The sequence below is a fragment of the Streptomyces sp. NPDC039609 genome, assembly GCF_055596705.1.
In genome coordinates this window covers 323,533-346,839 of sequence record NZ_JBVIUJ010000007.1, presented here as the reverse complement: position 1 = coordinate 346,839, position 23,307 = coordinate 323,533, and the positions used below count along the sequence as shown (strand labels likewise).

Genomic DNA, 23,307 nt, shown 5'->3' with positions numbered 1-23,307 from the left:
ATCATCGGACCTACGAACCCGACACGTCGGCCCGGGCCCCCGCCGGGACCTCGGCCAGCACGTCGGCGAGGACGCGCGCCGCCCGCTCCGCGTCCGCGAAGCCGACGTACAGCGGTGTGAATCCGAACCGCAGGACATCGGGGCGGCGCAGATCGCCGACCACCCCGCGCCGGATCAACTCCGCCATGACGTCCGGCGCCTCGGCGCAGCGCAGCGCGACCTGGCTGCCGCGCTCCCCGTACGGCTCCGGGGTGAGCGACGCGACGCGGCCGGCCGGAACGTACTCCCGGACGCACTCCAGGAAGAAGTCCGTCAGGGCGAGGGACTTCACCCGGACGTCCTCGATGTCGACCCCGTCCCAGACGTCCAGTGCCGCGTCGAGCGCCAGCATGGACAGGATGTCGGGGGTGCCGACACGGCCCCGGAGCGCGCCCGCCGCCGCCTCGTAGCCGGGGGTCATCCCGAACGGGTCGACGTGCGAGTTCCAGCCGGGCAGCGGCGAGTCGAAGGCGGCCTGGTGGCGCTCGGCGACGTACAGGTACGCGGGCGAACCGGGGCCGCCGTTCAGGTACTTGTAGGTGCAGCCGACGGCCAGGTCGACCCCGTGTTCGTCCAGGCCGACCGGCAGGGCGCCCGCGCTGTGGCACAGGTCCCAGACGGCGAGCGCGCCCGCCGAACGGAGCGCGGCCGTGATCCCGGGCAGGTCATGCAGCCGGCCGGTGCGGAAGTCGACATGGTTGACCAGGGCGGCGGCCGTACGGGGCCCGACGGCGCCCGGCATGTCGGCGGGCGCGACCGGCACGATCCGGCGGCCGGTCACGCGGGCCGCGGACTGAGCGATGTACCCGTCCGTGGGAAAGGTCGTCGCGTCGACGAGGATCTCGTCCCGGTCGTCCGTGCTCAGCCGGGCGGCGGCGACCATCGCCTTGAAGACGTTCACGCTGGTCGAGTCGCCGACCACGATCTGTCCGGGCGCGGCGCCGACCAGCGGGGCGATCCGGTCGCCGATCCGCTCGGGCGCGGTCCACCAGCCGCTCTCGTCCCAGGAGCGGATGCGCAGCTGCCCCCACTCGCGGGTGATGACGTCGGCCATCCGGGCGGGGACGTGCGCGGGCAGGGCGCCGAGCGAGTTCCCGTCGAGGTAGACGGTCTCGTCGTCGAGGGCGAACTTCTCGCGCAGCTTGGCCAGCGGGTCCTCCGCGTCCCTGCGCAGCGCGTTCTCTCGCAGGGACTCAGACATGGCTGCGCGCCGTCCACAGCTCGGGGAACACGTTCTTCTGCGCCCGCTTCTCCAGCCAGGCCACGCCCGCCGAGCCGCCGGTGCCCGTCTTGGAGCCCATGGCGCGGCGGGTGGCGACGAGGTGGTCGTTGCGCCAGCGCCAGATCAGCTCGGCGACATCGCTCAGCGCCTCACCCAGACGGACGAGTTCGGCGTTCTGGTCGCTGTCGGCGTAGATCCCGGCCCAGATCTGCTCGATCTCGGGCGACGGCTCGTACTTCTTCGCCAGATCGCGGCCGAGCACGGCCTCCGGCACGGGCAGGCCGCGCCGGGCGAGGAGCCTGAGCACCTCGTCGTACAGGCTGGGCTCCTGGATCGCCTTCTCCAGCTCGGCGTGGACGCGGGGCGCGCCGCGGTGCGGCACCAGCATCGACGCGGACTTCTCGCCGAGCAGGAACTCCATCCGCCGGTACATCGCCGACTGGAAGCCGGAGCCCTCGCCGAGGGCGGCGCGGTAGGAGTTGAACTGCGCGGGGGTGAGCTGGGCGAGCGGCCGCCAGGACTGGTTCAGCGCCTCCAGCTCGCGCACGGAGCGCTTGAGCGCGTCCATCGCCACCGGGATGCGGTCCTCGCGCAGCGCGCGGCCCGCGGTCTCCCACTCGTGGACGATGACGGTGAACCACAGCTCCATGACCTGGGTGGTGACCAGGAAGACCATCTCGCCCGGATCGTCGGAGCGGAGGTGCTGGAGGTGGGTGAGAACGTCCGCCTGTACGTAGTCCTCGTACGGCGTCGTGCCCGCGAAGTCGAGGTTCGGGTCTGCGACCGAACCGGCTCCGGAGGCATCGGGGAAGGTGGACATCGCTGTCTCCTCGATACGCAACTACCGGGTAGCGGTCCGCTCCTTCCGTTTGGCAAGTGGAGCCCCGGTCCCCTCGGGGCCGCGTGCTTCGTCGCGCGCGGTCCCATGCGCATCATGGCACGATCGGGCCCTGGATGTAGCTACCGTCTTCGTCATACGGAAATGCGTTCGATCGACAACCGTTGAGGCCCTTGATCTGCTGCATCATCACCGGCGCGGGCTTGCCCGGCCCCGGGCAGCTCATGTGCATCCGGATGCCGATCTCGTGTCCGACCTCGTGGTTGATGATCAGATGCCGGTACTCCGCCGGTGTGCCGGAGAAGGTCGGGGAGCCGAGCATCCAGCGCTTGAGGTTCACCACGACACCCTGGGTGGTCTCGCAGTTCAGCTCGCCGCGGGTGTTGAGGCCCTGCGCGAGACAGAGCCTGTCGGCGGTGTTCGGGGTGGCGATCCGGATGACGAAGTCGGCGTTCTCGGAGACCAGCTGGAAACGTCCCCGGCCGTGGGCGGCCCAGCCGCGCGGATGGTCGAGGATCTGCTGGATCTCAGTGGCGACCTGCCGGGCGGAGAGGTCGATGCCGTCCTCGACCTGGACGCGGTAGCGGCGCAGGGTGCCGCCGCTGCCGACGGCGTCGCCGGTGGACCGAGCGGTGGTGAAGGTACCTGCGCCGGAGGCCGGCACGGTCGTCTTCTTGGGCGTCGGCTTCGGCTTCGGCTTGGGGGTGGTCGGCTTCGGCTTCGGCGGGGGCGTCGTGGCCGGCGGCGCGGGCGGCGCGGTCGTCCGCTCGACGGTGGGGGCGGCGGCCTCGGCGGAATCGGGCTTCTGGCCGCTGTTGTAGTGGGCGAGGGCGACGCCTGCGCCGAGGGAGAGCGCGACCAGGGCGAGCGTGGGCAGGGCGAGCCGTCTTATGGTGCTTTTCGGGCGCCTCTTGGACCGGCCCCGGCCCCGCCGGCGGCTCTGTGTGCGGCCCCGGCCTGCGGGTGCGGCGGCACGCTTGCCCAAGACAGACTTCTCCCCTGCGTCAGCCGGAGTGGGGAGAGGGTGGGGCCTCTGTGCCGGCGGCTCGGAACAACGGTCCGAAGGATCGTAACCGTCACTTCGAACGCCTTCGAACAGCTACGGGACTATGACCGGATTTCCCCCTGCCCTTGGGGACAGGGGGAATTGAGCGTCACATCAGGCTCCACCGGGCGTCACCTCACGGTTGCACCAGGTGTGGCCTCACGGCTCCGCCGGGTGTCAGCCGAGGGTCTCGGCCGCCGTCTCGGAGGAGTCGCGCAGGAACGTCGAGCAGCGCTCGTACTCGTCCTTCTCGCCGATCTCGCCGGCGGCACGCGCCAGCGCGTGCAGCGCCCGCAGGAAGCCACGGTTCGGCTCGTGCTCCCACGGCACCGGACCGTGTCCCTTCCAGCCACTGCGGCGCAGCGCGTCCAGGCCGCGGTGGTAGCCCGTACGGGCGTATGCGTACGACTCGACGACACGACCGCCCTCGTACGCCTCGTCGGCGAGCTGGGCCCAGGCCAGCGAGGAGGTCGGGTACTTGGCGGCGACATCCGCCGGCGCCGCGCCGTTCGCGAGCAGCTCGCGCGGCTCCGGGTCGTCGGGCAGGTGGGTGGGGGGCGGTCCCCCCAGCAGGTTCTCATGCATGGCCATGTGGCCAGTCTGCCTCAGCTGTGGCCCGGGTCCAGCGGCGGCGCCGTCACCCCGCAGTGCACCTTGCACTCGGGGTGGCAGTGGGCCCTGCCGACGGGCACCCGCACCGTCGCCCAGGCGAGGACCGCCCCCGCCACCATGAGCCCCGCGCACATCGGCATCGCCCGCCGGAACGTCTCCCCGAACTCCTCCGCCGAGCGGTACGCCTCGGGCCCCATGCCCGCCAGCGCCGGCAGCGCCGCGACGGCGAGCAGGCCCGCCGCGCGGGCCGCCGCGTTGTTGATCCCGCTCGCCAGACCGGCGCGCGCCACGTCCACCGAGGCCAGGACGGTCGCCGTCAGCGGTGCCACCACGACGGTCAGACCGAGGCCCAGCACCACCATCGCCGGCAGCACGTCCTGGACGTACGAGGCGTCCTCGCCCACCCGCAGCATCAGCAACATCCCGCCGGCGCACAGCAGCGGCCCCACGGTCAGCGGGATCCGGGGCCCGATCTTCTCGCCCAGCTCCCCCGCCTTCGCCGACAGCAGCAGCATCAGCACGGTGGTCGGCAGCAGCGCCGTCCCCGCCGCGAGCGCCGAGTAGCCGGACACCACCTGGAGCTGGAGCGTGGCCAGGAAGAAGAAGCCACCGAGCGCCGCGTACACGCACACCGTCACCAGATTGACCACGGTGAACAGCCGTGACGCGAAGACCGAAGGCGGCACCATCGCGCTCTCCCCCCGCCGCCGCTCCACCAGCACGAACGCCGCCCCGACCACGAACCCGACCGCCCCCGCCCACCACGCCTCGGCGATCAGCGCGTATGTGACGAGGGCGAGCCCCGCCGCACCGAGAAACGCGCCGAGGACGTCGAACCGACCGCGCGCGGACTCGTCCCGCGACTCGGGCGCATGGCGCAGCGCGACAGGTACGCACAGCGCGGCCAGCGGCACGTTCAGCAGGAACACCCATCGCCAGCCGGGCCCGTCGACCAGCCACCCGCCGACGAACGGCCCGATCGCCGCGCCGACCCCGCCGAACCCGGACCACAGCCCGACGGCCTTCGCCCGGTCGTCCGGGTGGAAGCTCGCCTGGATCAGCGCGAGCGAGCCGGGGGTGAGCAGCGCGCCGCCGATGCCCTGGAGGGCACGGGCGGCGATCAGCACACCGACGTTCGGCGCGATCCCGCACAGCAGCGAAGCGATCGCGAACCACACGATCCCGACGACGAAGACCTTCCGCCGCCCGTACCGGTCACCGAGCGCCCCACCGAGCAGGATCAGCCCGGCGAGCGTGAGCATGTAGGCGTTGACGGTCCATTGGAGGTCGGCCATGTCCGCCCCCAGGTCCTCGCCGATGTGCGGCAGGGCGACATTGACGACGGTGGAGTCCAGCAGCGCCATTCCGGACCCGAGCACGGTGGTGAACACGATCCACCGCCCCGTGCCGGAGGCGAGCCTGATGTCCATTCCTGCATGGTCCCGCGATCGACGGAGCCCCGCCCGCCGGAAGGGCGGACGGGGCTCGTCAGGTCGCTCGGGAGCGCCTCGGCGGGTGACTCAGCGGGTGAAGTTGAAGTACTTCCACTGGCCGTACGCCGTGGTGTTCACGCTGTCCCCGGCCGCGCCGTCGATGTACGACGAGCGGACACGGAAGCGGTATCCGGCCGCCCCGTCGCCGTCCACCGTCACGTACGCCACGCCGTTGGGGTTCAGCTGGAAGTAGTCCGAGGCCACGTGCTGCCACGCGCCCCCGTACCAGATCTGGAGGTCCAGCCGGGTCTTGCGGTTCGGGTAGGAGTTGTGCCAGGCGGCGATCAGCGGGTCGGCCGTCTGGTGGTAGGTCTGGTACCAGGTGCTACCGATCTTCGTCCACTTGTAGTGGCGCGACATCGTGGTCGCAAGACCGGCCCGGGTGTACACGGCCGAACCGGCCTGCGCCGGGGCGGAGCGGGTGTCGCCGGCGAAGACCGCGGACACCCAGGTGTCACGGGTCATCTTCAGCTGCACCGCCAGCTTGCCCTCCGAGTTGACCGTGCCGCGTCGGAGCAGGCGCTTGGGCTCCGGTCCGAACGGGTCGGCCCAGAGCTCCACCACGCGGTTCTTGTACGTCGGGCCGAGCGTGGCCGTGTACCAGACGTTGGTGTTGAAGTTGACGTTGAGCCCGTGGCGGTCGATGGTCAGCGCGGTCTTGTTCCGCGAGACCTCGACCTTGGCGGTCGCGGAGGCGCCGTTGTGCGTGGCGTCCCCGGCGTACTCGACCTTGTAGGTCACGGCGCCGCCGGCGGTCGGGGTGTCCGGGAACGAGAAGGCCCCGTTCGCTCCGAGCGCCCTGGTCCCGAGCGCCTTGCCCTGCGGGGCCTCGACGTCGTACCGCGTGACGGTGAGCGGCGTACCGGCCGGGAGGGGCACGGACGCCGTGACCGTGCCGGTGACGGTGAGCGGCTTGAGGACGGGCGCCGTCGCGGGAACCTTGACCGTGACGGCCGGCGCGGACATGGTCGGCGTGTCCAGGACGTGCAGGCGGGCGTCGGCCCCGTGCGCGGTGGTGACCGCGAAGAGGCGGCTGCCGCCCGGCTCCCAGGCCAGGCCGCCGTCGGCGAGTTCGTCCCCGCCGCTGCTGGTACCGGTGCCGGGGAAGTCGTACGTCCGCACGGCGGTGGTGTCGCCGGACCGGTAGACGAAGACGTCCTTGCCGTACGACGAGTCGGAGCCCGCCGCGACGGTGCCGTCGGGGGCGACGGCCACGGCCGCGCCGTGATGGTCGCTGGCGTAGCTGCCGACCTCGGCGAGGTCGGCGGTCTGCCACACGAAGTGCTGGTTTCCGGCGCCGGCCGTGATGAGACGGCTGCCGTCCGGGGTGTACGCGAGATCGTTGATCATGCTGCGATTGCTCACGCTGTCGGCGGTCCGCGCGGTGCGGCTCGCCGTGCCGGCGGTCACGTCGTACACACCCACCTTGAACCGGTGGTAGTACGACGACGCGGCGGCGATGCTGTTCGGGTTCGTCGGCGAGGCGACGAGCCTCGGAGCGCCCGAGTAGTTCGTCCCGGCGTCCTGCGCCAGGGTCACCACGGGCTCGGCACCGGACGCGTCGATCGAGCCGATGTCGCCGTGGTCGCCGTTGCCGTAGCCGAACCAGATCTTGCCGCCCGCGAGGGCGACATGCTGCGGGTCGGTGCCCTCACCCGTCGCGTACCGGGCGGTCTCGGTGACCGTCTGCGTCTCCAGGGAGACGACGGCGTCCGCACCCGGAACCGCGGCGTACAGGCTCCCCGCGTCCCCGGAGAGCGCCAGACCGGTGACGCCCGGCAGACCCGTGGCCGTGGCCAGGACCGTACCCGCGTAGTCGGTCGCGACGACCTTCCCGAGGTACGGGTCACTGATGAAGATCTTCTGGTGGACGCCGTCCACCACCATGTCGCCCACCGACGACACGGGCAGAACCTTGTTGCTGTCGGCGGCTGCGTGGCCTGCCGTTCCCGCGACCAGGGCCGCGGAGCTGAAGAGGACCGCGAGCGACGTCGCGGCCGAGAGAGTGCGCTTGCGCACGATGAGAGAGACCCCCCAATTGAGTCTCCGGCCTCTCACGAACGGAGGCACGGTGAGCGAAGACTAGATCACGCCACCGACAGCCCGCCTCCGGGTATCCCCCTCGCCCGCTTCAGGCCGTTCGCAGCCGGTTCGCCGCGCGAACCAGCGCGTCCACGCCCCGCTCCGCCTTCTTCCGCGGACAGCCGATGTTCAGCCGCACGAAGCCGGGCTGGCCGTAGACGCCGCCCGGCATGATCGCGACCTTCTCGGTCTCCACCAGTTCGCGCTGGAGCGCGGTCTCGTCGATGCCGAGGGGGCGCAGGTCGATCCAGGCCAGGTAGCCCGCCTGCGGGGGCGTCCAGGTCACGCCCGGCAGCCCGTCCGCGAGCCGCTCCTCGAGGAGTCGCATGGTGCAGGCCACATAGACCCGCAGCTCGTCCAGCCACGGCCCGCCCCGTGTGTACGCGGCGATATGGGCGGTCAGCGAGAGCACGGCCGGGGAGGCGAGGCCCTGACCGGTCTCCATGCGGCGGATGAACGTCTCGCGCTCGTCGGAGTCCCCGATGATTCCGTACGAGCCCGACAGTGCCGGGAAGTTGAAGGCCTTGGTGCCCGAGGTGATCAGCGCCCAGCGCCGGATGCGCCCGGCCTCGGCGACGGGGCTGAAGGGCAGATGGCGGTGGCCGTCCGCCACCAGGTCCGCGTGGATCTCATCGCTGACGACGGCGGCGCCGTGGCGCTCGGCGAGGCGCGCGAACTCCGTCAGCTCGTCCTCCCGCCAGACCCGGCCGGTCGGGTTGTGCGGCGAGCAGAGCAGCAGCATCCGGGCGTCCGGCCGTGCCAGCTCCGCCTCCAGCGCTCCCATGTCCCCGACCGGTACGCCGCGCAGCTCGCGCCCCAGTCCGGTGACGGCCTTGCGGAAGCCGTCGTACGTCGGAGTGTGCACGACCACCCCGTCTCCGGGCTCCGTCCACATCTGGAGCAGCTGCGAGAGCTGGTTCAGCACGGAGGGCGCGTAGACCAGCGTCTCGATGTCGAGCGCGGTGTCGTAGCGGGTCGCGTACCAGTGGCGGATCGCCTCCCGGAACTCGCCGAGCCGCCAGTCCGTGTAGCCGAACACCCCGTGCTCGACCCGCTCCTTCAGGGCGCTCAGTACCTCCGGCGGGGAGGCGAAGTCCATGTCGGAGATGGTGAAGGGGAGCAGGTCGGACACCCCGAAGCGGTCCGCGATGCCGTCCCACTGCACCGACCAGCTGCCGCGCCGGTCGATCTCCCGGTCGAAGTCGTATGTGTGCGTCGTCAACTCAAATCCCTCCGGACATGCCGAGGGCCCGGCACCACCGAGGGGGTCGTACCGGGCCCGTCGAACAGAGCCTTACTTCAGCTTCGTACCGGTCGAGCGCAGCGCGGCGCACGCCTCGGTGACGCGCGCGGCCATGCCGGCCTCGGCCAGCTTGCCCCAGGTGCGCGGGTCGTAGGTGGACTTCTTGCCGACCTCGCCGTCGACCTTCAGGACGCCGTCGTAGTTCTTGAACATGTGGTCGGCGACCGGACGCGTGAAGGCGTACTGGGTGTCGGTGTCGAGGTTCATCTTCACGACGCCGTTCTCCAGCGCGGTGGCGATCTCCTCGGCGGAGGAGCCGGAACCGCCGTGGAAGACGAAGTCGAACGGGTTGGCCTTGCCGTACTTCTCGGCGACACCGGCCTGGAGGTCCTTGAGGAGCTCGGGACGCAGGACGACGTTGCCCGGCTTGTAGACGCCGTGCACGTTGCCGAAGGAGGCGGCCAGCAGGTAGCGGCCCTTCTCACCCAGGCCCAGGGCCTCGGCGGTGCGGATCGCGTCGTCGACGGTGGTGTACAGCTCGTCGTTGATCTCGTGGCTGACGCCGTCCTCCTCGCCACCGGTCGGGGTGATCTCGACCTCGAGGATGATCTTGGCGGCGGCGGCCTTCGCGAGCAGCTCCTGGCCGATGGCCAGGTTGTCGGCGAGGGTCTCGGCGGAGCCGTCCCACATGTGCGACTGGAACAGCGGGTTGCGACCGGCCTTGACGCGCTCGGCGGAGATGTCGAGCAGCGGGCGGACGTAGCCGTCCAGCTTGTCCTTCGGGCAGTGGTCGGTGTGCAGCGCGACGGTGATGTCGTACTTGGCGGCGACGATGTGCGCGAACTCGGCCAGGGCGACCGCGCCCGTGACCATGTCCTTGTTGTGCTGGCCGCCCAGGAACTCGGCGCCACCGGTCGAAATCTGGATGATGCCGTCGCTCTCGGCCTCCGCGAAGCCGCGCAGGGCAGCGTGCAGGGTCTGGGACGAAGTCACATTGATGGCCGGGTAGGCGAACTTGCCTGCCTTCGCCCGGTCGAGCATCTCGTTGTAGACCTCGGGGGTTGCGATGGGCATTCGTCCGCTCCTTGTGATGTGCGGTGGGGTGCGTTGCTTGTCCCTGACCTGGGGCGACGTCATCGTCGGGGCCCATCTTTCCAGACTCTCCCCCGGACGCCAGGACGAAGGGGCGGAGCGTTTCACGTGAAACACTCCGCCCCTCATCAAAGCCGCAGGTCAGGCCGTAGGATCGCTGACGCCGGGACCTAAGTCACGACTTCGCGTCGGTCGGCCCGGGACCGCCCCGAGCGTCGGTCCCGCTGCTAGGCCAGGCCCAGCTCGTCCAGCGCGAAGGCGTACAGGTACGGAACGCCCGCCGTAGTGCTGATCTTCTCGCCCGCGCCCGTCGCCCGGTCCACGATCGTCGCGACCGCGACGACCTCGGCGCCGGCCGCCCGCGCCGCCTCGACGGCGGTGAGCGGGGAGCCGCCCGTGGTGGAGGTGTCCTCGACGATCAGGACCCGGCGGCCCTTGATCTCCGGGCCCTCGACCTGGCGCTGCATCCCGTGCGCCTTGGCGGCCTTGCGGACGACGAAGGCGTCCAGGCGCTTCCCCTGCGCGGCGGAGGCGTGCAGCATCGCGGTCGCGACCGGGTCGGCGCCGAGCGTCAGACCGCCCACGGCGTCGAACTCGAGGTCGGCGGTCAGATCGAGCATGACCTGACCGACCAGCGGGGAGGCGGCGCCGTCCAGCGTGATCCGGCGCAGATCGACGTAGTAGTCGGCCTCAAGACCCGACGAAAGAGTCACCTTGCCGTGCACCACGGCCTTGTCCTTGATCTGCTGGAGCAGGTCAGCGCGTACGTCAGTCATGCCCACGAGCTTAGGGGGTGTCTTGTGGATCACGCCGGGCTCCCGACGTCCGGCACGCATATCTGCCGCGTGGTCGTCAGTCGTCGACGCTCCGCGTCGACTCCTTCCTCCGCCTTGCAGCTGCACGCGCCGGACTCCGCTCGCTTATCCGGCCTGATCCACGAGACACTCCCTGGCGCCCGGCCCTACAACCGCCGCCAGGCCCACGTGGCCGCGATCTCCAGCGGCTCGATCGGGGTCACATAGGTCGGATGGGTGTTGAGACCGTTCGGCGGACCGGACTGCGCCTCCACGCAGACCGCCTCTTCCTGCTCGTCGTAGATCACCACCCACTCCGCACGACTGGTCACCTTCAGCTCCAGCCGCTCCGGCCAGGTCAGGGTGACGTCCACACCGCCGGGCATTCCGAAGCAGTCGTCCCACGGGCCCGGGGTGGGGCCGATCCGGCGTCCGGTGGGGAGGTGGTCGGCGCCGCGCTCCTCCTGCCAGTCGGCGGTGAAGTCGATACGGACGTCCTTGCCGTCCTCGCCGAGCGTCCGGTTGAACCAGGGGTGCCAGCCGGCCTGGGCGGGGAAGGAGTCGGCGTGGGTCTCGACGCCCAGGGTGAGCGTGAGCCCGTCCTCGGTCAGCTCGAAGAGCTGCGTGACCCGTCCGGCGTACGGCCAGGGGTCCCCCAGTTCATAGGTGAACGCGGCCGTGCGCCCGTCCCCGTCCGCCGTCCGGGCGGCCTTCCACGTGGCGTCGCGCCCGGTGCCGTGGATCGCGTGCGGCGGGGCGTTGAGGGGCATCTGGTGCACGTCGGCGCCGTTGCGGAACCGCCCGTCCTCGATCCGCCCGCACCACGGCACCATCGGGAAGCATCCGTACCGCTCGCCCTGGCGCAGCAGTTCCGTTCCGGCGATCCGCAGGCTCTCGATCCGGCAGCCGTTGTCGGGGTTGATGGTCAACTCGGCGTCGCCCGCCGTCAGTCGTGTCAGCTCGCTCACGGCTCCGACAGTAGACGGGATCAGCGTCGGCGGCGCAGGGCCCGGCCGACGACGACCGCGGAGGCGAGCGCGAGCGCGGCCGCGGGGGCGATCCAGCGCAGGGTGGCGCCCGCGCTGGTCGACTCGGGTGCCGGGACGGGTGCGTACCGCCCGCGCGGTGGGGCGTGGTCGACCTCCTCGGCGGACCGGCCGATCATGGTCCGCCGGGCGTGGGCGGCCTCGGCGGCGGGCGGCTCGGCGGGGTACTCGACCGGCGCGTCCTCGAAGCCCGCGCCCACGAAGGGGTCAAGGGACGGCGGCGGGACCGGCGTGTCGAAGACCGTCGGACGATGGGGCTCCTCGACCCCGTCGTCGACGCCGTCGCTGTCACTGTCGGGCTCGTCCTCGAGCTCGTCCTCGGCCGCGTCCTCGGCCGCGTCGGTGGCGAGGTCCGCGACGGCGGCCAGGCCCGCGGCGAACTTCTCGATCAGCCGCTGGGCCGCCGACTCCCGCGCCTCCTCGGAGAGGTCCGCGAGGCGGCCGGTCTGCTGGGCGCCACCGGTGAAGGTGAGCGTCGTCCCGTCGGCCACCGGGGTGAGCGCGATCGCCAGGGAGAACGTCACCGAGCCCTTGCCACGGACCTCGCTGCCCTTGCCCTCGACGGCGATGACGCCGTCGCGTTCGGCCATGCGCAGCGCGCCGCGGTAGGTGATCGTGTTGCCGCCGGCGCGGATTCTCAGCCGGCCCGAGAGCGGGCCCGCCTCCGCGTCGGCGTCCTGCTGGAGACCGGGGACGCAGCGCGCCACCCGGGCAGGGTCCGTGAGCGTCTCGCGCAGGACGTCGGCCGGTACCGGAACGAACACCTCATGCTCCATGAAAGCCGAGCCTACTCAGACCGGGCGTCGGCGTCGCCTGTTTGTCCAGGGTGCGCTCCCCGCGACGCTCAGCCGCCGTAGCGCGGGTGCACCAGCGTCGACGGCGGCGGTCCGGCGCCCCGCGCGTCGCGGGTCGCCTCCGCGGCCCGTGCCCCCGCCGCCAGAGCGTCCGCCGTCAGGGACCGCAGCCGGGGCGCGTCGGGGGCGAGCCCCAGATCGGGCGGGTAGATGCCGGCGACCGCCAGGACGTACCCCCAGTCCCCCGTCCCCGTCTCCACCTCGGCGGAACGGTCCGCCCGCTCGGCCCGGTCGGGGCCCGCGGCGACGCCCGCACCCCGGCCCCGCGCGCTGTAGGGCCGGGTCGCGAAGCCTGCCGCGCGCAGGGTGGAGTCGACCGTCCAGAAGGTACGGGGGCGGGCCGAGACCGAGCCCGCGTGGACGACGAGCCGCCCCCCGTCGGCGAGGACCCGGGAGGACAGACCGTAGAACTCCTCCGAGTACAGCTTCGTGCCGGCGGAGATCCCGGGATCGGGCAGGTCCGAGATGACCACGTCGTACCGCACGCCCTCCGCCGCGCCACGCAGCCAGCGGAACGCGTCCGCGAACGCCACCCGCACACGCGGGTCCCGGTAGGCATGGCCGTTGAGTGCGGCCAGCTCGGGATTGGTCCGGGCGAGTCGTGCGACTCCGGGGTCGCGCTCGACGACGGTGACGGAGCGGACGCCGGGGTAGCGCAGCACCTCGCGCGCGGCGAGGCCGTCGCCGCCGCCGATGATCAGCACGCGCGCGTGGGGCCCGTTCATCGCGGGGTGCACCAGCGATTCGTGGTAGCGGTACTCGTCCTGGCCGCCGACCCGCAGCCGCCCGTCCACGAAGAGGTCCGGCGGTCCGCCGCGCTCCCCCGTCACCACCACCTCCTGGAGGTCGGTGTGGACGGCGACCCGCACGCTGTCGCCGTACACCGCACGGCGCGCCGCCCGCTCGAAGTCGTCGACGAGGACGGTGGCGGTGGCGAGGACGGCGAGCACCGTCACGTTCGCGGCGATCAGCAGGGCCCGGGACCGGGCGGTCATGTCGCGCCGGAACAGCCAGAGCACCAGGCCGCCGCCCGCCACCGCGTTCACCGCACCGGTCACGAGCGCGCCGGTGAGCTGACCGAGCCAGGGCAGCAGCAGGAACGGGAAGGCGAGGCCCCCGACCAGCGCGCCGACGTAGTCGGCGGCGAACAAGTCGGCGACCGTCCCGGCGGGGTCGGGTGCGCCCTGCTTCCCCCGTGTGCCGGAGGCGCGCGCCGACTCCGCCTTCTGGATCAGCGACATCAGCAGCGGAATCTCGGCCCCGATGAGTACCCCGATGGCGAGCGAGAACCCCACCAGGACGTACCGGGCCTCGCCGAGCCAGGCGAACGCGGCGTACAGCACAAGGGCGGAACAGCCGCCGATCAGCGCGAGTCCGCCCTCGACCAGGCCGAAGCCGACGGCGGCACGGCAGCGCAGCCGCTTGGCGAGCAGCGAGCCGACGCCCATCGCGAAGACCATCAACGACAGCACGACGGAGGCCTGGGTGACCGAGTCGCCGATCAAGTACGAGGCGAGTGCGACCAGTTCCAGCTCGTAGACGAGTCCGCAAGCGGCACAGACGAAGACGACGACGAGGACCGGAAACCGCACCGCACTCGGTCGCACGGGCGCCCGCGTCACCCTCTTGGGTGGCAGGGTCACGGGCGGATCGATCATGTTCGTAACGCTACGTCACACAACTGTCGCCGCTTGTCACCCACACGAGTGCACATGAGGCTCTGGGGCGGCGCGTTCCAGCGTTGCGGGCATACGAACGCCGATCCGCGTCCTGGTGACGACCAACTGCCCTTCCTGCGGGTACGCATGCCAGGTGCGCCACCACACCTGGCCCTCGTGGCGCTGCGCCAGCATCGCCGTGAAGGCGTGCGGGGAGCCGGGGAACGTCCCCGCGAGGCCGTTGGGATGGTCGGCGACGAGCGCGAGCAACTCCTGTGCGCGGCCGGCGAACGAGCCGTGGCACAACGTTTCGACACGCGCCGCGAATTCGTACTCCCACGCGCCGAAGCGCTTGGAGACGCCCAGCGGCAGCGGCGTGCTACTGCCGGGCATACAGGCGACGGTCTCCGAGCAACTGTGCTCCTGTTCCTCCAGAAGCACCTGGTGGGAGGCGCCGAGGAGCCGCAACTGCAGCTTGGCGCCGGTCAGTTCGAGGTCGAGCACGGCGAGGGCGGGCAGCGGCTCGCGCCCGAGTGCCCAGGCCAGATCGGCCGCGCGCGTGTCGGTGTATGAGGTCTTCAGGGTCGTGAGCATGGGTCGGCTCCGCAAACACGGTTTGACGGGTGGGCCGGGGGCGCCCCGGAGAAAGGGTTCAACGAGAGTGGGGGATCGCCGGCTCGGGCACACACGGTCCGAGGGCTGTCTCTTTTCAACAGCGAGGGAATCATGGACGTCGAGCGACTCGCAGCGCTTTTACCCAACTTGCAGCGGTTTCCATCCCCTTCGGGGACCCCACAGTTCAATTGTTCAATCAGAATCGATGTCGACTCCAACACAGAGGTGCCCGGCGGATGTTGGTCCGGCCGGGCACCTGGGTGATCGCGGAGTCGACTGCCCCGTGTCAGTCGCCCCCGCCGCCCCCTCCTCCGCAGCCGCCCCCGCCGCCGCAGGACGAGCCCCCGCCGCAGGACGAGCCGCCGCCGGACCAGCCGCCGCCGCGCCGCCCGCCCCCGCGTCGTGAGCCCTTGACGGATGACGCGATGCCCACCACCACGATCAGGATGATGAATGCGATGATCAGAGCTTCCATGTGTGACTCCCCCGTAGGTCTTGTGTGACAGGGGGATGCCCCCCACCGCTCCGGCCCAAAGCGCACTTGAGGAAGTCCAGAGCTTCACCGCAGGATGGCGGGCATGACACGACCGCTGCTCAATCGCCGGCTCGCCGAGTTCGGGACGACGATCTTCGCCGAGATGTCCGCACTGGCCGTCCGGACGGGGGCGATCAACCTCGGACAGGGCTTCCCCGACACCGACGGCCCGGAGCAGATCCGGGAGGCAGCGGTCCGGGCCCTGCGCGACGGACGCGGCAACCAGTACCCACCGGGGCCCGGCGTTCCCGAGCTGCGCACGGCCGTCGCCGAGCACCAGCTGAAGCGGTACGGCCTCGCCTACGACCCCGACACGGAGGTCCTGGTCACCGCCGGCGCGACGGAGGCGATCGCCGCCTCTCTCCTCGCCCTCCTCGAACCGGGCGACGAGGTGATCGCCCTGGAGCCGTACTACGACTCCTACGCCGCCTGCATCGCGATGGCGGGCGCGACGCGCGTACCGGTCACGCTCCGCCCGCACGAAGGCGCCTACCACCTCGACCTGGACGAGCTGCGGAACGCCGTCACCGACCGGACGCGGCTCATCCTCCTCAACACCCCGCACAACCCCACCGGCACCGTCCTGACCCGCGGAGAACTCACCGCAGTCGCGGAGCTCGCCGTCGCACGCGATCTGCTCGTCGTCACCGACGAGGTGTACGAGCACCTGGTCTTCGACGACGCCGAGCACGTGCCGATCGCGAGCCTGCCGGGGATGCGCGAGCGCACGGTCACCATCGGCTCGGCCGGCAAGACCTTCTCCTTCACCGGCTGGAAGGTCGGCTGGATCACCGCGACCCCCGCGCTGACCACCGCCGTCCGGTCGGCGAAGCAGTTCCTGACCTATGTCTCCTCGGGCCCGTTCCAGTACGCGGTCGCCGAGGCGCTGCGCCTGCCCGACACGTACTTCGACGATCTGCGCGCGGATCTCCTGGCCAAGCGCGACCTGCTGAGCGACGGCCTGGCCCAGGCGGGCTTCGAGGTCTACCGGCCGGCGGGCACCTACTTCGTCACCACCGACATCCGCCCCCTCGGAGAGTCCGACGGCTTCGCCTTCTGCCGCGCTCTGCCGGAGCGGGCGGGCGTGGTCGCCATCCCGAACGCGGTCTTCTACGACCACCAGGACCAGGGCGCCCCGTTCGTACGCTTCGCGTTCTGCAAGCGGCTCGACGTCCTCGCCGAGGCGGTCTCGCGGCTCAAGCAGCTCTGAGCGGACCGCGCCGGAGCGCAGCGGCGGTCGGGATCACGAGGGCCCGAGGGGGCGGCGGTCACCGAGGTCTTCGCGCCGGCCCGGCAGGGCGACGCGGAGGCGGAGGCGGAGGCGGCGGCGGAGGCGGCGGAGGCGGCGGTGGAGCGCCGGGGCCGGGTACGCCAGGCGCTCGGCCGCGCCGCTGCCCGCGTTCCCGCTGCTGCCGCCACCGGCCCCCGCACCGACGAAAGCCCGGCCGAGGGCCGCGATCGTGGTGATCACGGCTCTGGCCGGGCTCTCGTCCAGTGACGGGGTGTACGCGCTGACGATCGCGTACACGGCCCTGTGGGGAGCCGAGGGCTACTCGCCCTCGGACTCCTTGTCCTCGGGGGACTCCAGGCCGAACTGCTCCACGAGCCACTTGTCGAACTCGATGGAGGCGCGCACCCAGCTGACGGTGGAGGACACGAAGTGCTCCAGCGCGACGCCGGTGCCGATCAGCATCTGGGCCTCACCGATGAGGCGGAGGGTGGCGGAGCCGTCCTCCTCCTCGTGCAGGTGCGTGTACACCTTGGGCCACAGGGTGCGGCGGTTCCAGTCGTCGATCGCGTCGAGAACCTTGGCGCGGTCGTCGGCGGAGTGCGGGCGGTCGTAGAACGTCCGCACCGAGAAGACACGCTGGTCCTCCTCGCCGCGGAACATGAAGTACGTCCGGAATTCCTCCCACGGCGCCGCGAGGTCACCCTCGTCGTCGACGACGTACTTCAGCTCCATCTGGTCCAGGAGCTGCTTGACCAGGTCCTGGTCGGGGACGACGGGGCCCGCCGGTCCTGCGGCCTGAGGCTGGGGCTGGCCCCCGAAATTCGGAATCGAGGACGGGTCGATGCTCACCGTGAATATCCCTTCGTACGGTTGCCGCCATCCTCCCCCATGCCGGGCGGTATGGCGCAAGCCCCACCTCCCGCGATCCGCTGCGGGCTGACAAGATCTGGTGCTTATGGGGGACAAACCGAAGCCTGTACGGCCGCGCGCACGCACGTGGATCTGGGTGTCGGCGCTGGTGTCGATCTTCTGCGGGGGCCCGCTGGCCCTGGTGGCCTGGACCGTGTGGGAGTGGAGGGACGTCGGCCGGCCGCAGCCGGTCGACTGCGTCAAGGTGATGGCCTTCGCGGAGGCGACCCTGCCGCAGAGCGCCCGGGACGCGCGGTGCACGGCGGCCCACTGGCAGGACACGACCGTCGACGCGGAGTTCCGGATGCCGCGCCGGGAGGTCGGCCCGTGGCTGGCGGGGACGTACCCGGGCCACGAACCGAGCAAGTTCTGCGATGTGGACTTCTGCCTAAACGTGCAGTACGGCGAGACACCCGCACCCAGCGGGGCGGCCGCCGTGGACGTGAAGGTGACGTACGAGGACGGCGACACCGCCCTCGTACGTCTGGGGTCCTTCGACCTCTGACCGCGCCCGGCTACTGCGCCGCGCCCACGATCAGACCGTCCTCGAAACGGTCGACGCGGACCGTGTCGCCGTCGCGGACCTCGCCCGCGAGGATCTCCTTCGCCAGCCGGTCGCCGATCGCCGTCTGGATGAGGCGGCGCAGCGGCCGGGCGCCGTACGCCGGGTCGTTGCCCTCCTCCGCCAGCCAGGCCAGCGCCTCCGGGGTGACCTCCAGCGTCAGCCGGCGTTCGGCGAGGCGCTTGGCGAGCCGGTCGATCTGGAGCTGCGCGATCCGCCCCAGCTCGGACTTGTCGAGCGCCGAGAAGACCACCAGGTCGTCGAGCCGGTTGAGGAATTCCGGCTTGAAGGAGGCCCTCACCACGTCCATGACCCGCTGCTTCTTCTCGTCCTCGCCGATCAGAGGGTCGACCAGGTACTGGCTGCCCAGGTTGGACGTCAGGATCAGGATGGTGTTGCGGAAGTCGACCGTCCGGCCCTGACCGTCGGTGAGCCGGCCGTCGTCGAGGACCTGGAGCAGGATGTCGAAGACCTCCGGGTGGGCCTTCTCCACCTCGTCGAGCAGCACCACGCTGTACGGGCGGCGGCGCACCGCCTCCGTGAGCTGGCCGCCCTCCTCGTAGCCGACGTAGCCGGGGGGCGCGCCGACGAGCCGGGCGACGGAGTGCTTCTCGCCGTACTCCGACATGTCGATGCGGACCATGGCCCGCTCGTCGTCGAAGAGGAAGTCCGCGAGCGCCTTCGCCAGCTCGGTCTTGCCGACACCGGTGGGGCCGAGGAAGAGGAAGGAGCCGGTGGGGCGGTCGGGGTCGGCGATCCCGGCGCGCGTGCGGCGGACGGCGTCGGAGACCGCCCGTACGGCCTCGGTCTGGCCGATCAGCCGCCTGCCGAGCTCGTCCTCCATGCGCAGCAGCTTCTGCGTCTCGCCCTCCAGGAGGCGGCCGGCGGGGATACCGGTCCAGGCGCCGACCACGTCCGCGATGTCGTCGGGGCCGACCTCCTCCTTGACCATCGTGTCCTTCGAGACCTCCTGCTCGGCCTCGGACGCCTCCTCCAGCTCGCGTTCGAGCGTCGGGATCTCGCCGTAGAGCAGCTGGGAGGCGGTGTCGAAGTCGCCGTCGCGCTGGGCCCGCTCGGCGCGGCCGCGGAGCTCGTCGAGCCGCTCCTTGAGCTCACCGACGCGGTTGAGGGACTGCTTCTCCTTCTCCCAGCGGGCGGTCAGACCGCGCAGCTCCTCCTCGCGGTCGGCGAGGTCGCGGCGGAGCTTCTCCAGGCGCTGCTTGCTCGCGTCGTCGGACTCGTTCTTGAGCGCCAGCTCCTCCATGCGCAGCCGGTCCACGGAGCGCTGCAGCTCGTCGATCTCGACGGGCGAGGAGTCGATCTCCATCCGGAGCCGGGAGGCGGCCTCGTCGACGAGGTCGATGGCCTTGTCCGGCAGGAAGCGGGAGGTGATGTACCGGTCGGAGAGGGAGGCGGCGGCCACGAGCGCGGAGTCGGCGATCTGGACCTTGTGGTGGGCCTCGTACCGGCCCTTGAGTCCGCGCAGGATCGCGATGGTGTCCTCGACGCTCGGCTCGGCGACCAGGACCTGCTGGAAGCGGCGCTCCAGGGCGGGGTCCTTCTCGATCCGCTCGCGGTACTCGTCGAGGGTCGTCGCGCCGACCATGCGCAGCTCGCCGCGGGCCAGCATCGGCTTGAGCATGTTGCCGGCGTCCATGGCGGAGTCGCCGCCGGCGCCCGCGCCGACGACGGTGTGCAGCTCGTCGATGAAGGTGATGATCTGGCCGTCGCTGGCCTTGATCTCGGAGAGGACGGTCTTCAGTCGCTCCTCGAACTCGCCGCGGTACTTGGCACCGGCGACCATCGCGCCGAGGTCGAGCGAGACCAGGCGCTTGTCGCGGAGCGACTCGGGGACGTCGCCCTTCACGATCCGCTGGGCCAGTCCCTCGACGACGGCGGTCTTGCCGACGCCGGGCTCGCCGATGAGGACCGGGTTGTTCTTGGTGCGGCGGGAGAGGACCTGGACGACGCGCCGGATCTCCTGGTCGCGCCCGATGACGGGGTCCAGCTTCCCCTCCCGCGCGGCGGCCGTGAAGTCCGTACCGAACTTCTCCAGCGCCTTGTACTGACCCTCCGGGTCGGGTGTGGTCACCCGGCGTCCTCCCCTTGCCTTCTCGAACGCGTCCAGCAGCCTCTTCGCGCTCGCCCTCTGCCCGTCGAGGACCTCGCCCGCCTGGCCGCCCTTCGCGGCGATCCCGATGAGCAGGTGCTCGGTCGAGAGGTACTCGTCCCCGAGCTCCTTGGCCACCTTGGCGGCCTCGGCGATGACGGCGAGCAGCTCCCGGTTGGGCTGCGGCGGCGCGACCGTGGAACCGGTCACGCTGGGCAGGGCGGCGAGCAGCCGCTCCGCCCCGGACCGTACCGCGGCCTGGTCGGCGTCGACGGCCGCGAGCAGGTCGACGATGTTCTCGTTGTCCTGGCCGGCGAGCAGGGCGAGGAGCAGATGCGCGGGGGTCAGATCGGGGTGCCCCCCGGACACGGCACGGCTGGTGGCCGCGTTGATCGCGTCCCGGCTCCTGTTGGTCAGTTCGGCGTCCACGTGCGCTTTCTCCTCCTCGGTGTGCGCTGTACACGGTCTATGACTCATCCAGCGTACACAAAGTTGAGTCTATTCCGCTCAAGGTGTCGCGCATACCCGTCCCACGGGTAGGTTCCGGGCATGGCGACTGACCCGCGGAACCCGGACGACTCGTATCTCAGCTTCTGGCGCGAGTACCACATGAGCACCCTGACGACCCCGCGCCCGGACGGCACTCCGCACGTGGTGGCGGTGGGCGTCACGTACGACCCCGAGGGCGGCGAGAACGGCATCGCCCGGGTGATCACCAACAAGCACAGCCACAAGGTCGCCAACGTCCTGGCGGCGGGCCCCGAGGGCGCGCGCGTCGCGGTCTGCCAGGTGGACAAGGGGCGCTGGGCGACGCTGGAGGGCGTGGCGCGCATCCGTACGGAGGCGGACGTCGTCGCGGACGCGGTGGACCGTTACGCGACGCGCTACGGCCGGACCCCGGCCCCGAACCCGGACCGGGTGGTCATCGAGATCGCGCTGACGCGGGCCATGGGCCGGGCGTAGCACCACCCGCTCGCGTACGAGAGCCTCCGCACGGGCTTCCGTACGCGCTCCCGCACGAGCTTCCGTACGCGGACAGCACAACGGCGCCATCGCGTTTCAGGTCCGCGATGGCGCCGTTGTGTGGGGGAAGCACCTGAGCGATCTACAACGACGGGGGAACCGCTCAGGCACTGCGGGGGGTGGCGGTGATGGTCTCGGGCTCGAGCAGCTGGTGGTCCCGCTGGTCGAGATTGACGAAAATCATGCCGTACCGGATGGCACAGCGAACGGGCTGCGGGGCTCCGCGGGGCCGGCGCAGACACCGGTAGGCGCGAACGTCCTCGTCCTGCTCACGAGCGACGACGATCGGTTCTCCGAAGAGGGTGACCATCAACGAATCGCCACGGTGGGGGATGGCCGTGACGAGATCGATGAAATGCCACCCGGATCGATAGGCCGAAGCCATCTCTCGCCGGAAGACCCGGTCGTCCGGCGGCACGGTCATGCGTCCGCGCCCGCCGGGGAGGAGTCCCACACCGGATCGGCCTGGGCTGCCGGGGACACGTCCCACACCGGGTCGGTCACACCCGCCGGAGATACGTCCCACACAGGATCGCCGGCCGGGACGACATCCCACACCGGATCACCGGGAGCGGCGACAACACTGACAGGAGCGCTGTCCCATACCGGGTCGCTGGTGGCCAGCGCTCCTACTGCCGCCGCCCCTATGAAGACGGAAGCAAGTACCGAGCGAAGCAGTTTTCTGGACATGAGCGGCTTCGACCTCACTTGATGGTTTCCTCTCCCCCGCGTACAAGACGATGGCTCAGTCTTTGCGCTTCCACCACCAGGGCAATGCATCATGTTCCTGAAATACAGGATCCTGGGGGGTGTTCAAATGCCGCAGAACGAATCAGAACCGACACATCCCCACGGTCATGTCGATCTCTGTGCAGCCGGATCGGACTTGTACGCCAGTGCGTTGCGTACCGGGCGAATAACCAGGAGCGAGGCAGAAGCCGCGCCCTGCCTCATGGACCTGGCACTTCTCCACCCGGACGCAGACGACCCCGCGTGGCTGCGGCCGGTCCCACCCTCGGCGGCACTGGCCCGGCTCGTCCACCCCCTGGAGCGGGAAATCCAGGAGCGCCGCAGCCTGGCCACGGGACTTTCCAGCGTTTTCGAGCCGTTCATGGCCATCAGCGCCCAGGACCCCTCGACGACCCACGCGATCACCGTCCTCGAAGGCATCAACCGCATCGACGCCGTCCTCGGCCGCGCCACCGCCGAGTGCTCGCAGGAACTGCTGACCATCCAGCCCGGCGGCGGACGCAGCGAACACACCCTCAACACCGCGCTCCACCGCATCCAGCCGCTCCTCGAACGCGGGGTCCGCGTCCGCACCCTCTACCAGCACACGGCGCGCCACAGCCACGGCATGCAGGTCTACCTGGAACAGGCCGGCATGGACCGGCTCCAGGTCCGGACGCTGGAGGAGTCCATAGAGCGGCTCATCATCATCGACCGCTCGGTGGCCCTGATACCCGCCCGCCAGGACCGCCAAGTCGCCCTGGAACTGCGCCATCCGGGCCTGGTCGAGTATCTTGCGACCGTCTTCGAACAGTCCTGGGCCCGGGCCACCCCGTTCGGCGAGCAGGTGCCCTACGCACAGACCCACGACGGCATCAGCGGCATCCAGCGCTCCATCGCCAAGCTCCTCGTCGAGGGCCACGTCGACGAGGCCATCGCCCGCCGGCTCGGCATGAACGTCCGGACCTGCCGCGCCCACATCGCCAAGCTGGCCGCCGCCCTCGGCAGCGGCAGCCGAGCCCAACTCGGCTATCTCATCGCCCAGTCCGGAATTCTGAACCAGGACCGCTGACCAAAATGTACGCACAGATCGACCTGGACGGCCAGGCCGGCACCCTGCGGGTGTCCGGGCACGGGATGCCGACCGTGGAGCTCGTACGGGCCCCGGGAACCACCCCGGACCCGCACATCCCCATCGGGACCCGCAAGCGCGACCTGCTCACCCTCACCGTCGACGGGGAGCCCGCCCGCATCCGGCCCTCGCGAGGGCGGCTGCTGCGGCGCTCGTACCGGGTCGACGTCCGTGTCGGCGGCGTGCGCTACCGGCTCGTGCCGTGCGGTTACGTCGACAGCCGGCTGATCCGGGACGGGCGCCCGCTCGGCACCCTGGAGTCCTCCGGAGACGGCCGTGTCGACGACGACTGGGCCCCCGGCGCGGAGCCCGAGCCCCTGGACCGGGCCGTCGGCACCGCCCTCGCCGCCGCCTTCGGCACCGGCGCCGCGCCGTGGTGGGAGACCCTCGGGGACATCGTCGGCGAACTCATCCCCTAGCACCGCACACACGAAGGCCCCCTC

General features: G+C 71.1%; 23 protein-coding genes. 5 read left to right on the top strand and 18 right to left on the bottom strand.

Annotation, left to right across the window (positions count from 1 at the left end; translation table 11 throughout):
• Positions 1 to 10 precede the first annotated feature (10 nt).
• From kynU to ACZ561_RS22715, 14 genes are all read right to left on the bottom strand, one after another.
• Positions 11 to 1,240: a kynureninase gene (gene kynU / locus ACZ561_RS22780; protein ID WP_470997949.1), complete on the bottom strand. Its 1,230-nt coding sequence runs from the start codon at positions 1,238 to 1,240 to the stop codon at positions 11 to 13.
• Positions 1,233 to 2,081 (bottom strand): tryptophan 2,3-dioxygenase family protein, encoded by an 849-nt coding sequence (locus ACZ561_RS22775; protein WP_470997946.1) that lies wholly within the window; start codon positions 2,079 to 2,081, stop codon positions 1,233 to 1,235. Before ACZ561_RS22775 ends, kynU begins: the two co-directional genes overlap by 8 nt.
• 112 nt (positions 2,082 to 2,193) lie before the next feature.
• Complete coding sequence (locus ACZ561_RS22770; protein WP_470997943.1) at positions 2,194 to 3,084, bottom strand: DUF3152 domain-containing protein; 891 nt, start codon at positions 3,082 to 3,084, stop codon at positions 2,194 to 2,196.
• Positions 3,085 to 3,321: 237 nt separating this feature from the next.
• Positions 3,322 to 3,735, bottom strand: coding sequence for a DUF3151 domain-containing protein (locus ACZ561_RS22765; RefSeq protein WP_329118829.1), 414 nt, complete (start codon positions 3,733 to 3,735; stop codon positions 3,322 to 3,324).
• Between the two features lie 14 nt (positions 3,736 to 3,749).
• A complete protein-coding gene (locus ACZ561_RS22760; protein WP_470997940.1) occupies positions 3,750 to 5,186 on the bottom strand; it encodes an MFS transporter in 1,437 nt (478 codons plus the stop codon).
• A 90-nt stretch (positions 5,187 to 5,276) separates the two neighbouring features.
• A complete protein-coding gene (locus ACZ561_RS22755) occupies positions 5,277 to 7,268 on the bottom strand; it encodes a WD40 repeat domain-containing protein (protein ID WP_470997937.1) in 1,992 nt (663 codons plus the stop codon).
• 112 nt (positions 7,269 to 7,380) lie between these two features.
• Positions 7,381 to 8,553: a MalY/PatB family protein gene (locus ACZ561_RS22750; RefSeq protein WP_470997934.1), complete on the bottom strand. Its 1,173-nt coding sequence runs from the start codon at positions 8,551 to 8,553 to the stop codon at positions 7,381 to 7,383.
• Between the two features lie 72 nt (positions 8,554 to 8,625).
• Positions 8,626 to 9,648 carry a class II fructose-bisphosphate aldolase gene (gene fbaA / locus ACZ561_RS22745; protein WP_470997931.1) on the bottom strand — a complete coding sequence of 341 codons (1,023 nt, stop codon included), beginning with the start codon at positions 9,646 to 9,648 and terminating at the stop codon, positions 8,626 to 8,628.
• Between the two features lie 245 nt (positions 9,649 to 9,893).
• Entirely contained in the window at positions 9,894 to 10,442 is a 549-nt protein-coding gene (pyrE, locus tag ACZ561_RS22740; protein ID WP_329118821.1) for an orotate phosphoribosyltransferase, read from the bottom strand.
• Between the two features lie 185 nt (positions 10,443 to 10,627).
• Positions 10,628 to 11,428, bottom strand: coding sequence for an aldose epimerase family protein (locus ACZ561_RS22735; RefSeq protein ID WP_470997929.1), 801 nt, complete (start codon positions 11,426 to 11,428; stop codon positions 10,628 to 10,630).
• A gap of 20 nt (positions 11,429 to 11,448) precedes the next feature.
• Positions 11,449 to 12,282 carry an SRPBCC domain-containing protein gene (locus tag ACZ561_RS22730; RefSeq protein ID WP_470997927.1) on the bottom strand — a complete coding sequence of 278 codons (834 nt, stop codon included), beginning with the start codon at positions 12,280 to 12,282 and terminating at the stop codon, positions 11,449 to 11,451.
• A gap of 68 nt (positions 12,283 to 12,350) precedes the next feature.
• Positions 12,351 to 14,018, bottom strand: coding sequence for a polyamine aminopropyltransferase (locus ACZ561_RS22725; RefSeq protein WP_470997925.1), 1,668 nt, complete (start codon positions 14,016 to 14,018; stop codon positions 12,351 to 12,353).
• 36 nt (positions 14,019 to 14,054) lie between these two features.
• Positions 14,055 to 14,612 (bottom strand): DUF2617 family protein, encoded by a 558-nt coding sequence (locus ACZ561_RS22720; RefSeq protein WP_470997923.1) that lies wholly within the window; start codon positions 14,610 to 14,612, stop codon positions 14,055 to 14,057.
• 307 nt (positions 14,613 to 14,919) lie between these two features.
• Entirely contained in the window at positions 14,920 to 15,108 is a 189-nt protein-coding gene (locus ACZ561_RS22715; RefSeq protein WP_470997920.1) for a hypothetical protein, read from the bottom strand.
• A gap of 94 nt (positions 15,109 to 15,202) precedes the next feature.
• Between ACZ561_RS22715 and ACZ561_RS22710 the strand changes: the two genes are divergently transcribed.
• On the top strand, positions 15,203 to 16,378 hold the full coding sequence (locus ACZ561_RS22710) for a pyridoxal phosphate-dependent aminotransferase (RefSeq protein ID WP_470997918.1): 1,176 nt from the start codon (positions 15,203 to 15,205) through the stop codon (positions 16,376 to 16,378).
• Between the two features lie 33 nt (positions 16,379 to 16,411).
• Here ACZ561_RS22710 and ACZ561_RS22705 read toward each other — a convergent pair whose 3' ends face one another.
• Together ACZ561_RS22705 and ACZ561_RS22700 are read right to left on the bottom strand one after the other, a co-directional pair.
• Positions 16,412 to 16,696, bottom strand: coding sequence for a hypothetical protein (locus tag ACZ561_RS22705; RefSeq protein ID WP_470997915.1), 285 nt, complete (start codon positions 16,694 to 16,696; stop codon positions 16,412 to 16,414).
• A gap of 21 nt (positions 16,697 to 16,717) precedes the next feature.
• Positions 16,718 to 17,248 carry a type III secretion system chaperone family protein gene (locus ACZ561_RS22700; RefSeq protein WP_376434905.1) on the bottom strand — a complete coding sequence of 177 codons (531 nt, stop codon included), beginning with the start codon at positions 17,246 to 17,248 and terminating at the stop codon, positions 16,718 to 16,720.
• A 157-nt stretch (positions 17,249 to 17,405) separates the two neighbouring features.
• On the opposite strand from ACZ561_RS22700, the gene ACZ561_RS22695 reads away from it, so the two are divergent.
• On the top strand, positions 17,406 to 17,813 hold the full coding sequence (locus ACZ561_RS22695; protein WP_470997913.1) for a hypothetical protein: 408 nt from the start codon (positions 17,406 to 17,408) through the stop codon (positions 17,811 to 17,813).
• Between the two features lie 10 nt (positions 17,814 to 17,823).
• On the opposite strand, the gene clpB is transcribed toward ACZ561_RS22695, so the two are convergent.
• On the bottom strand, positions 17,824 to 20,409 hold the full coding sequence (gene clpB / locus ACZ561_RS22690; RefSeq protein ID WP_470997910.1) for an ATP-dependent chaperone ClpB: 2,586 nt from the start codon (positions 20,407 to 20,409) through the stop codon (positions 17,824 to 17,826).
• A 120-nt stretch (positions 20,410 to 20,529) separates the two neighbouring features.
• On the opposite strand from clpB, the gene ACZ561_RS22685 reads away from it, so the two are divergent.
• Complete coding sequence (locus ACZ561_RS22685; RefSeq protein ID WP_470997908.1) at positions 20,530 to 20,943, top strand: pyridoxamine 5'-phosphate oxidase family protein; 414 nt, start codon at positions 20,530 to 20,532, stop codon at positions 20,941 to 20,943.
• A gap of 163 nt (positions 20,944 to 21,106) precedes the next feature.
• Here ACZ561_RS22685 and ACZ561_RS22680 read toward each other — a convergent pair whose 3' ends face one another.
• Entirely contained in the window at positions 21,107 to 21,427 is a 321-nt protein-coding gene (locus ACZ561_RS22680; protein ID WP_329118791.1) for a (2Fe-2S)-binding protein, read from the bottom strand.
• Positions 21,428 to 21,820: 393 nt separating this feature from the next.
• Between ACZ561_RS22680 and ACZ561_RS22675 the strand changes: the two genes are divergently transcribed.
• Positions 21,821 to 22,804, top strand: a complete 984-nt coding sequence (locus ACZ561_RS22675) for a helix-turn-helix transcriptional regulator (protein ID WP_470997905.1) — start codon at positions 21,821 to 21,823, stop codon at positions 22,802 to 22,804.
• A 5-nt stretch (positions 22,805 to 22,809) separates the two neighbouring features.
• The gene (locus ACZ561_RS22670; protein ID WP_470997902.1) at positions 22,810 to 23,283 is read left to right on the top strand and encodes a hypothetical protein; all 474 of its coding nucleotides are present in this window, start codon (positions 22,810 to 22,812) and stop codon (positions 23,281 to 23,283) included.
• The last annotated feature ends 24 nt before the right edge of the window (positions 23,284 to 23,307 follow it).

What these genes read in the sequence shown, in the direction of transcription:
- ACZ561_RS22765 (WP_329118829.1), bottom strand. Translation starts at nt 3,735, where the DNA reads ATGGCCATGCATGAGAACCTGCTGGGGGGACCGCCCCCCACCCACCTG.
- ACZ561_RS22725 (WP_470997925.1), bottom strand. Translation starts at nt 14,018, where the DNA reads ATGATCGATCCGCCCGTGACCCTGCCACCCAAGAGGGTGACGCGGGCG.
- ACZ561_RS22775 (WP_470997946.1), bottom strand. Translation starts at nt 2,081, where the DNA reads ATGTCCACCTTCCCCGATGCCTCCGGAGCCGGTTCGGTCGCAGACCCG.
- ACZ561_RS22720 (WP_470997923.1), bottom strand. Translation starts at nt 14,612, where the DNA reads ATGCTCACGACCCTGAAGACCTCATACACCGACACGCGCGCGGCCGAT.
- fbaA (WP_470997931.1), bottom strand. Translation starts at nt 9,648, where the DNA reads ATGCCCATCGCAACCCCCGAGGTCTACAACGAGATGCTCGACCGGGCG.
- ACZ561_RS22710 (WP_470997918.1), top strand. Translation starts at nt 15,203, where the DNA reads ATGGCGGGCATGACACGACCGCTGCTCAATCGCCGGCTCGCCGAGTTC.
- ACZ561_RS22680 (WP_329118791.1), bottom strand. Translation starts at nt 21,427, where the DNA reads ATGACCGTGCCGCCGGACGACCGGGTCTTCCGGCGAGAGATGGCTTCG.
- ACZ561_RS22760 (WP_470997940.1), bottom strand. Translation starts at nt 5,186, where the DNA reads ATGGACATCAGGCTCGCCTCCGGCACGGGGCGGTGGATCGTGTTCACC.
- ACZ561_RS22675 (WP_470997905.1), top strand. Translation starts at nt 21,821, where the DNA reads ATGCCGCAGAACGAATCAGAACCGACACATCCCCACGGTCATGTCGAT.
- ACZ561_RS22730 (WP_470997927.1), bottom strand. Translation starts at nt 12,282, where the DNA reads ATGGAGCATGAGGTGTTCGTTCCGGTACCGGCCGACGTCCTGCGCGAG.
- ACZ561_RS22715 (WP_470997920.1), bottom strand. Translation starts at nt 15,108, where the DNA reads ATGGAAGCTCTGATCATCGCATTCATCATCCTGATCGTGGTGGTGGGC.
- kynU (WP_470997949.1), bottom strand. Translation starts at nt 1,240, where the DNA reads ATGTCTGAGTCCCTGCGAGAGAACGCGCTGCGCAGGGACGCGGAGGAC.
- ACZ561_RS22685 (WP_470997908.1), top strand. Translation starts at nt 20,530, where the DNA reads ATGGCGACTGACCCGCGGAACCCGGACGACTCGTATCTCAGCTTCTGG.
- pyrE (WP_329118821.1), bottom strand. Translation starts at nt 10,442, where the DNA reads ATGACTGACGTACGCGCTGACCTGCTCCAGCAGATCAAGGACAAGGCC.
- ACZ561_RS22670 (WP_470997902.1), top strand. Translation starts at nt 22,810, where the DNA reads ATGTACGCACAGATCGACCTGGACGGCCAGGCCGGCACCCTGCGGGTG.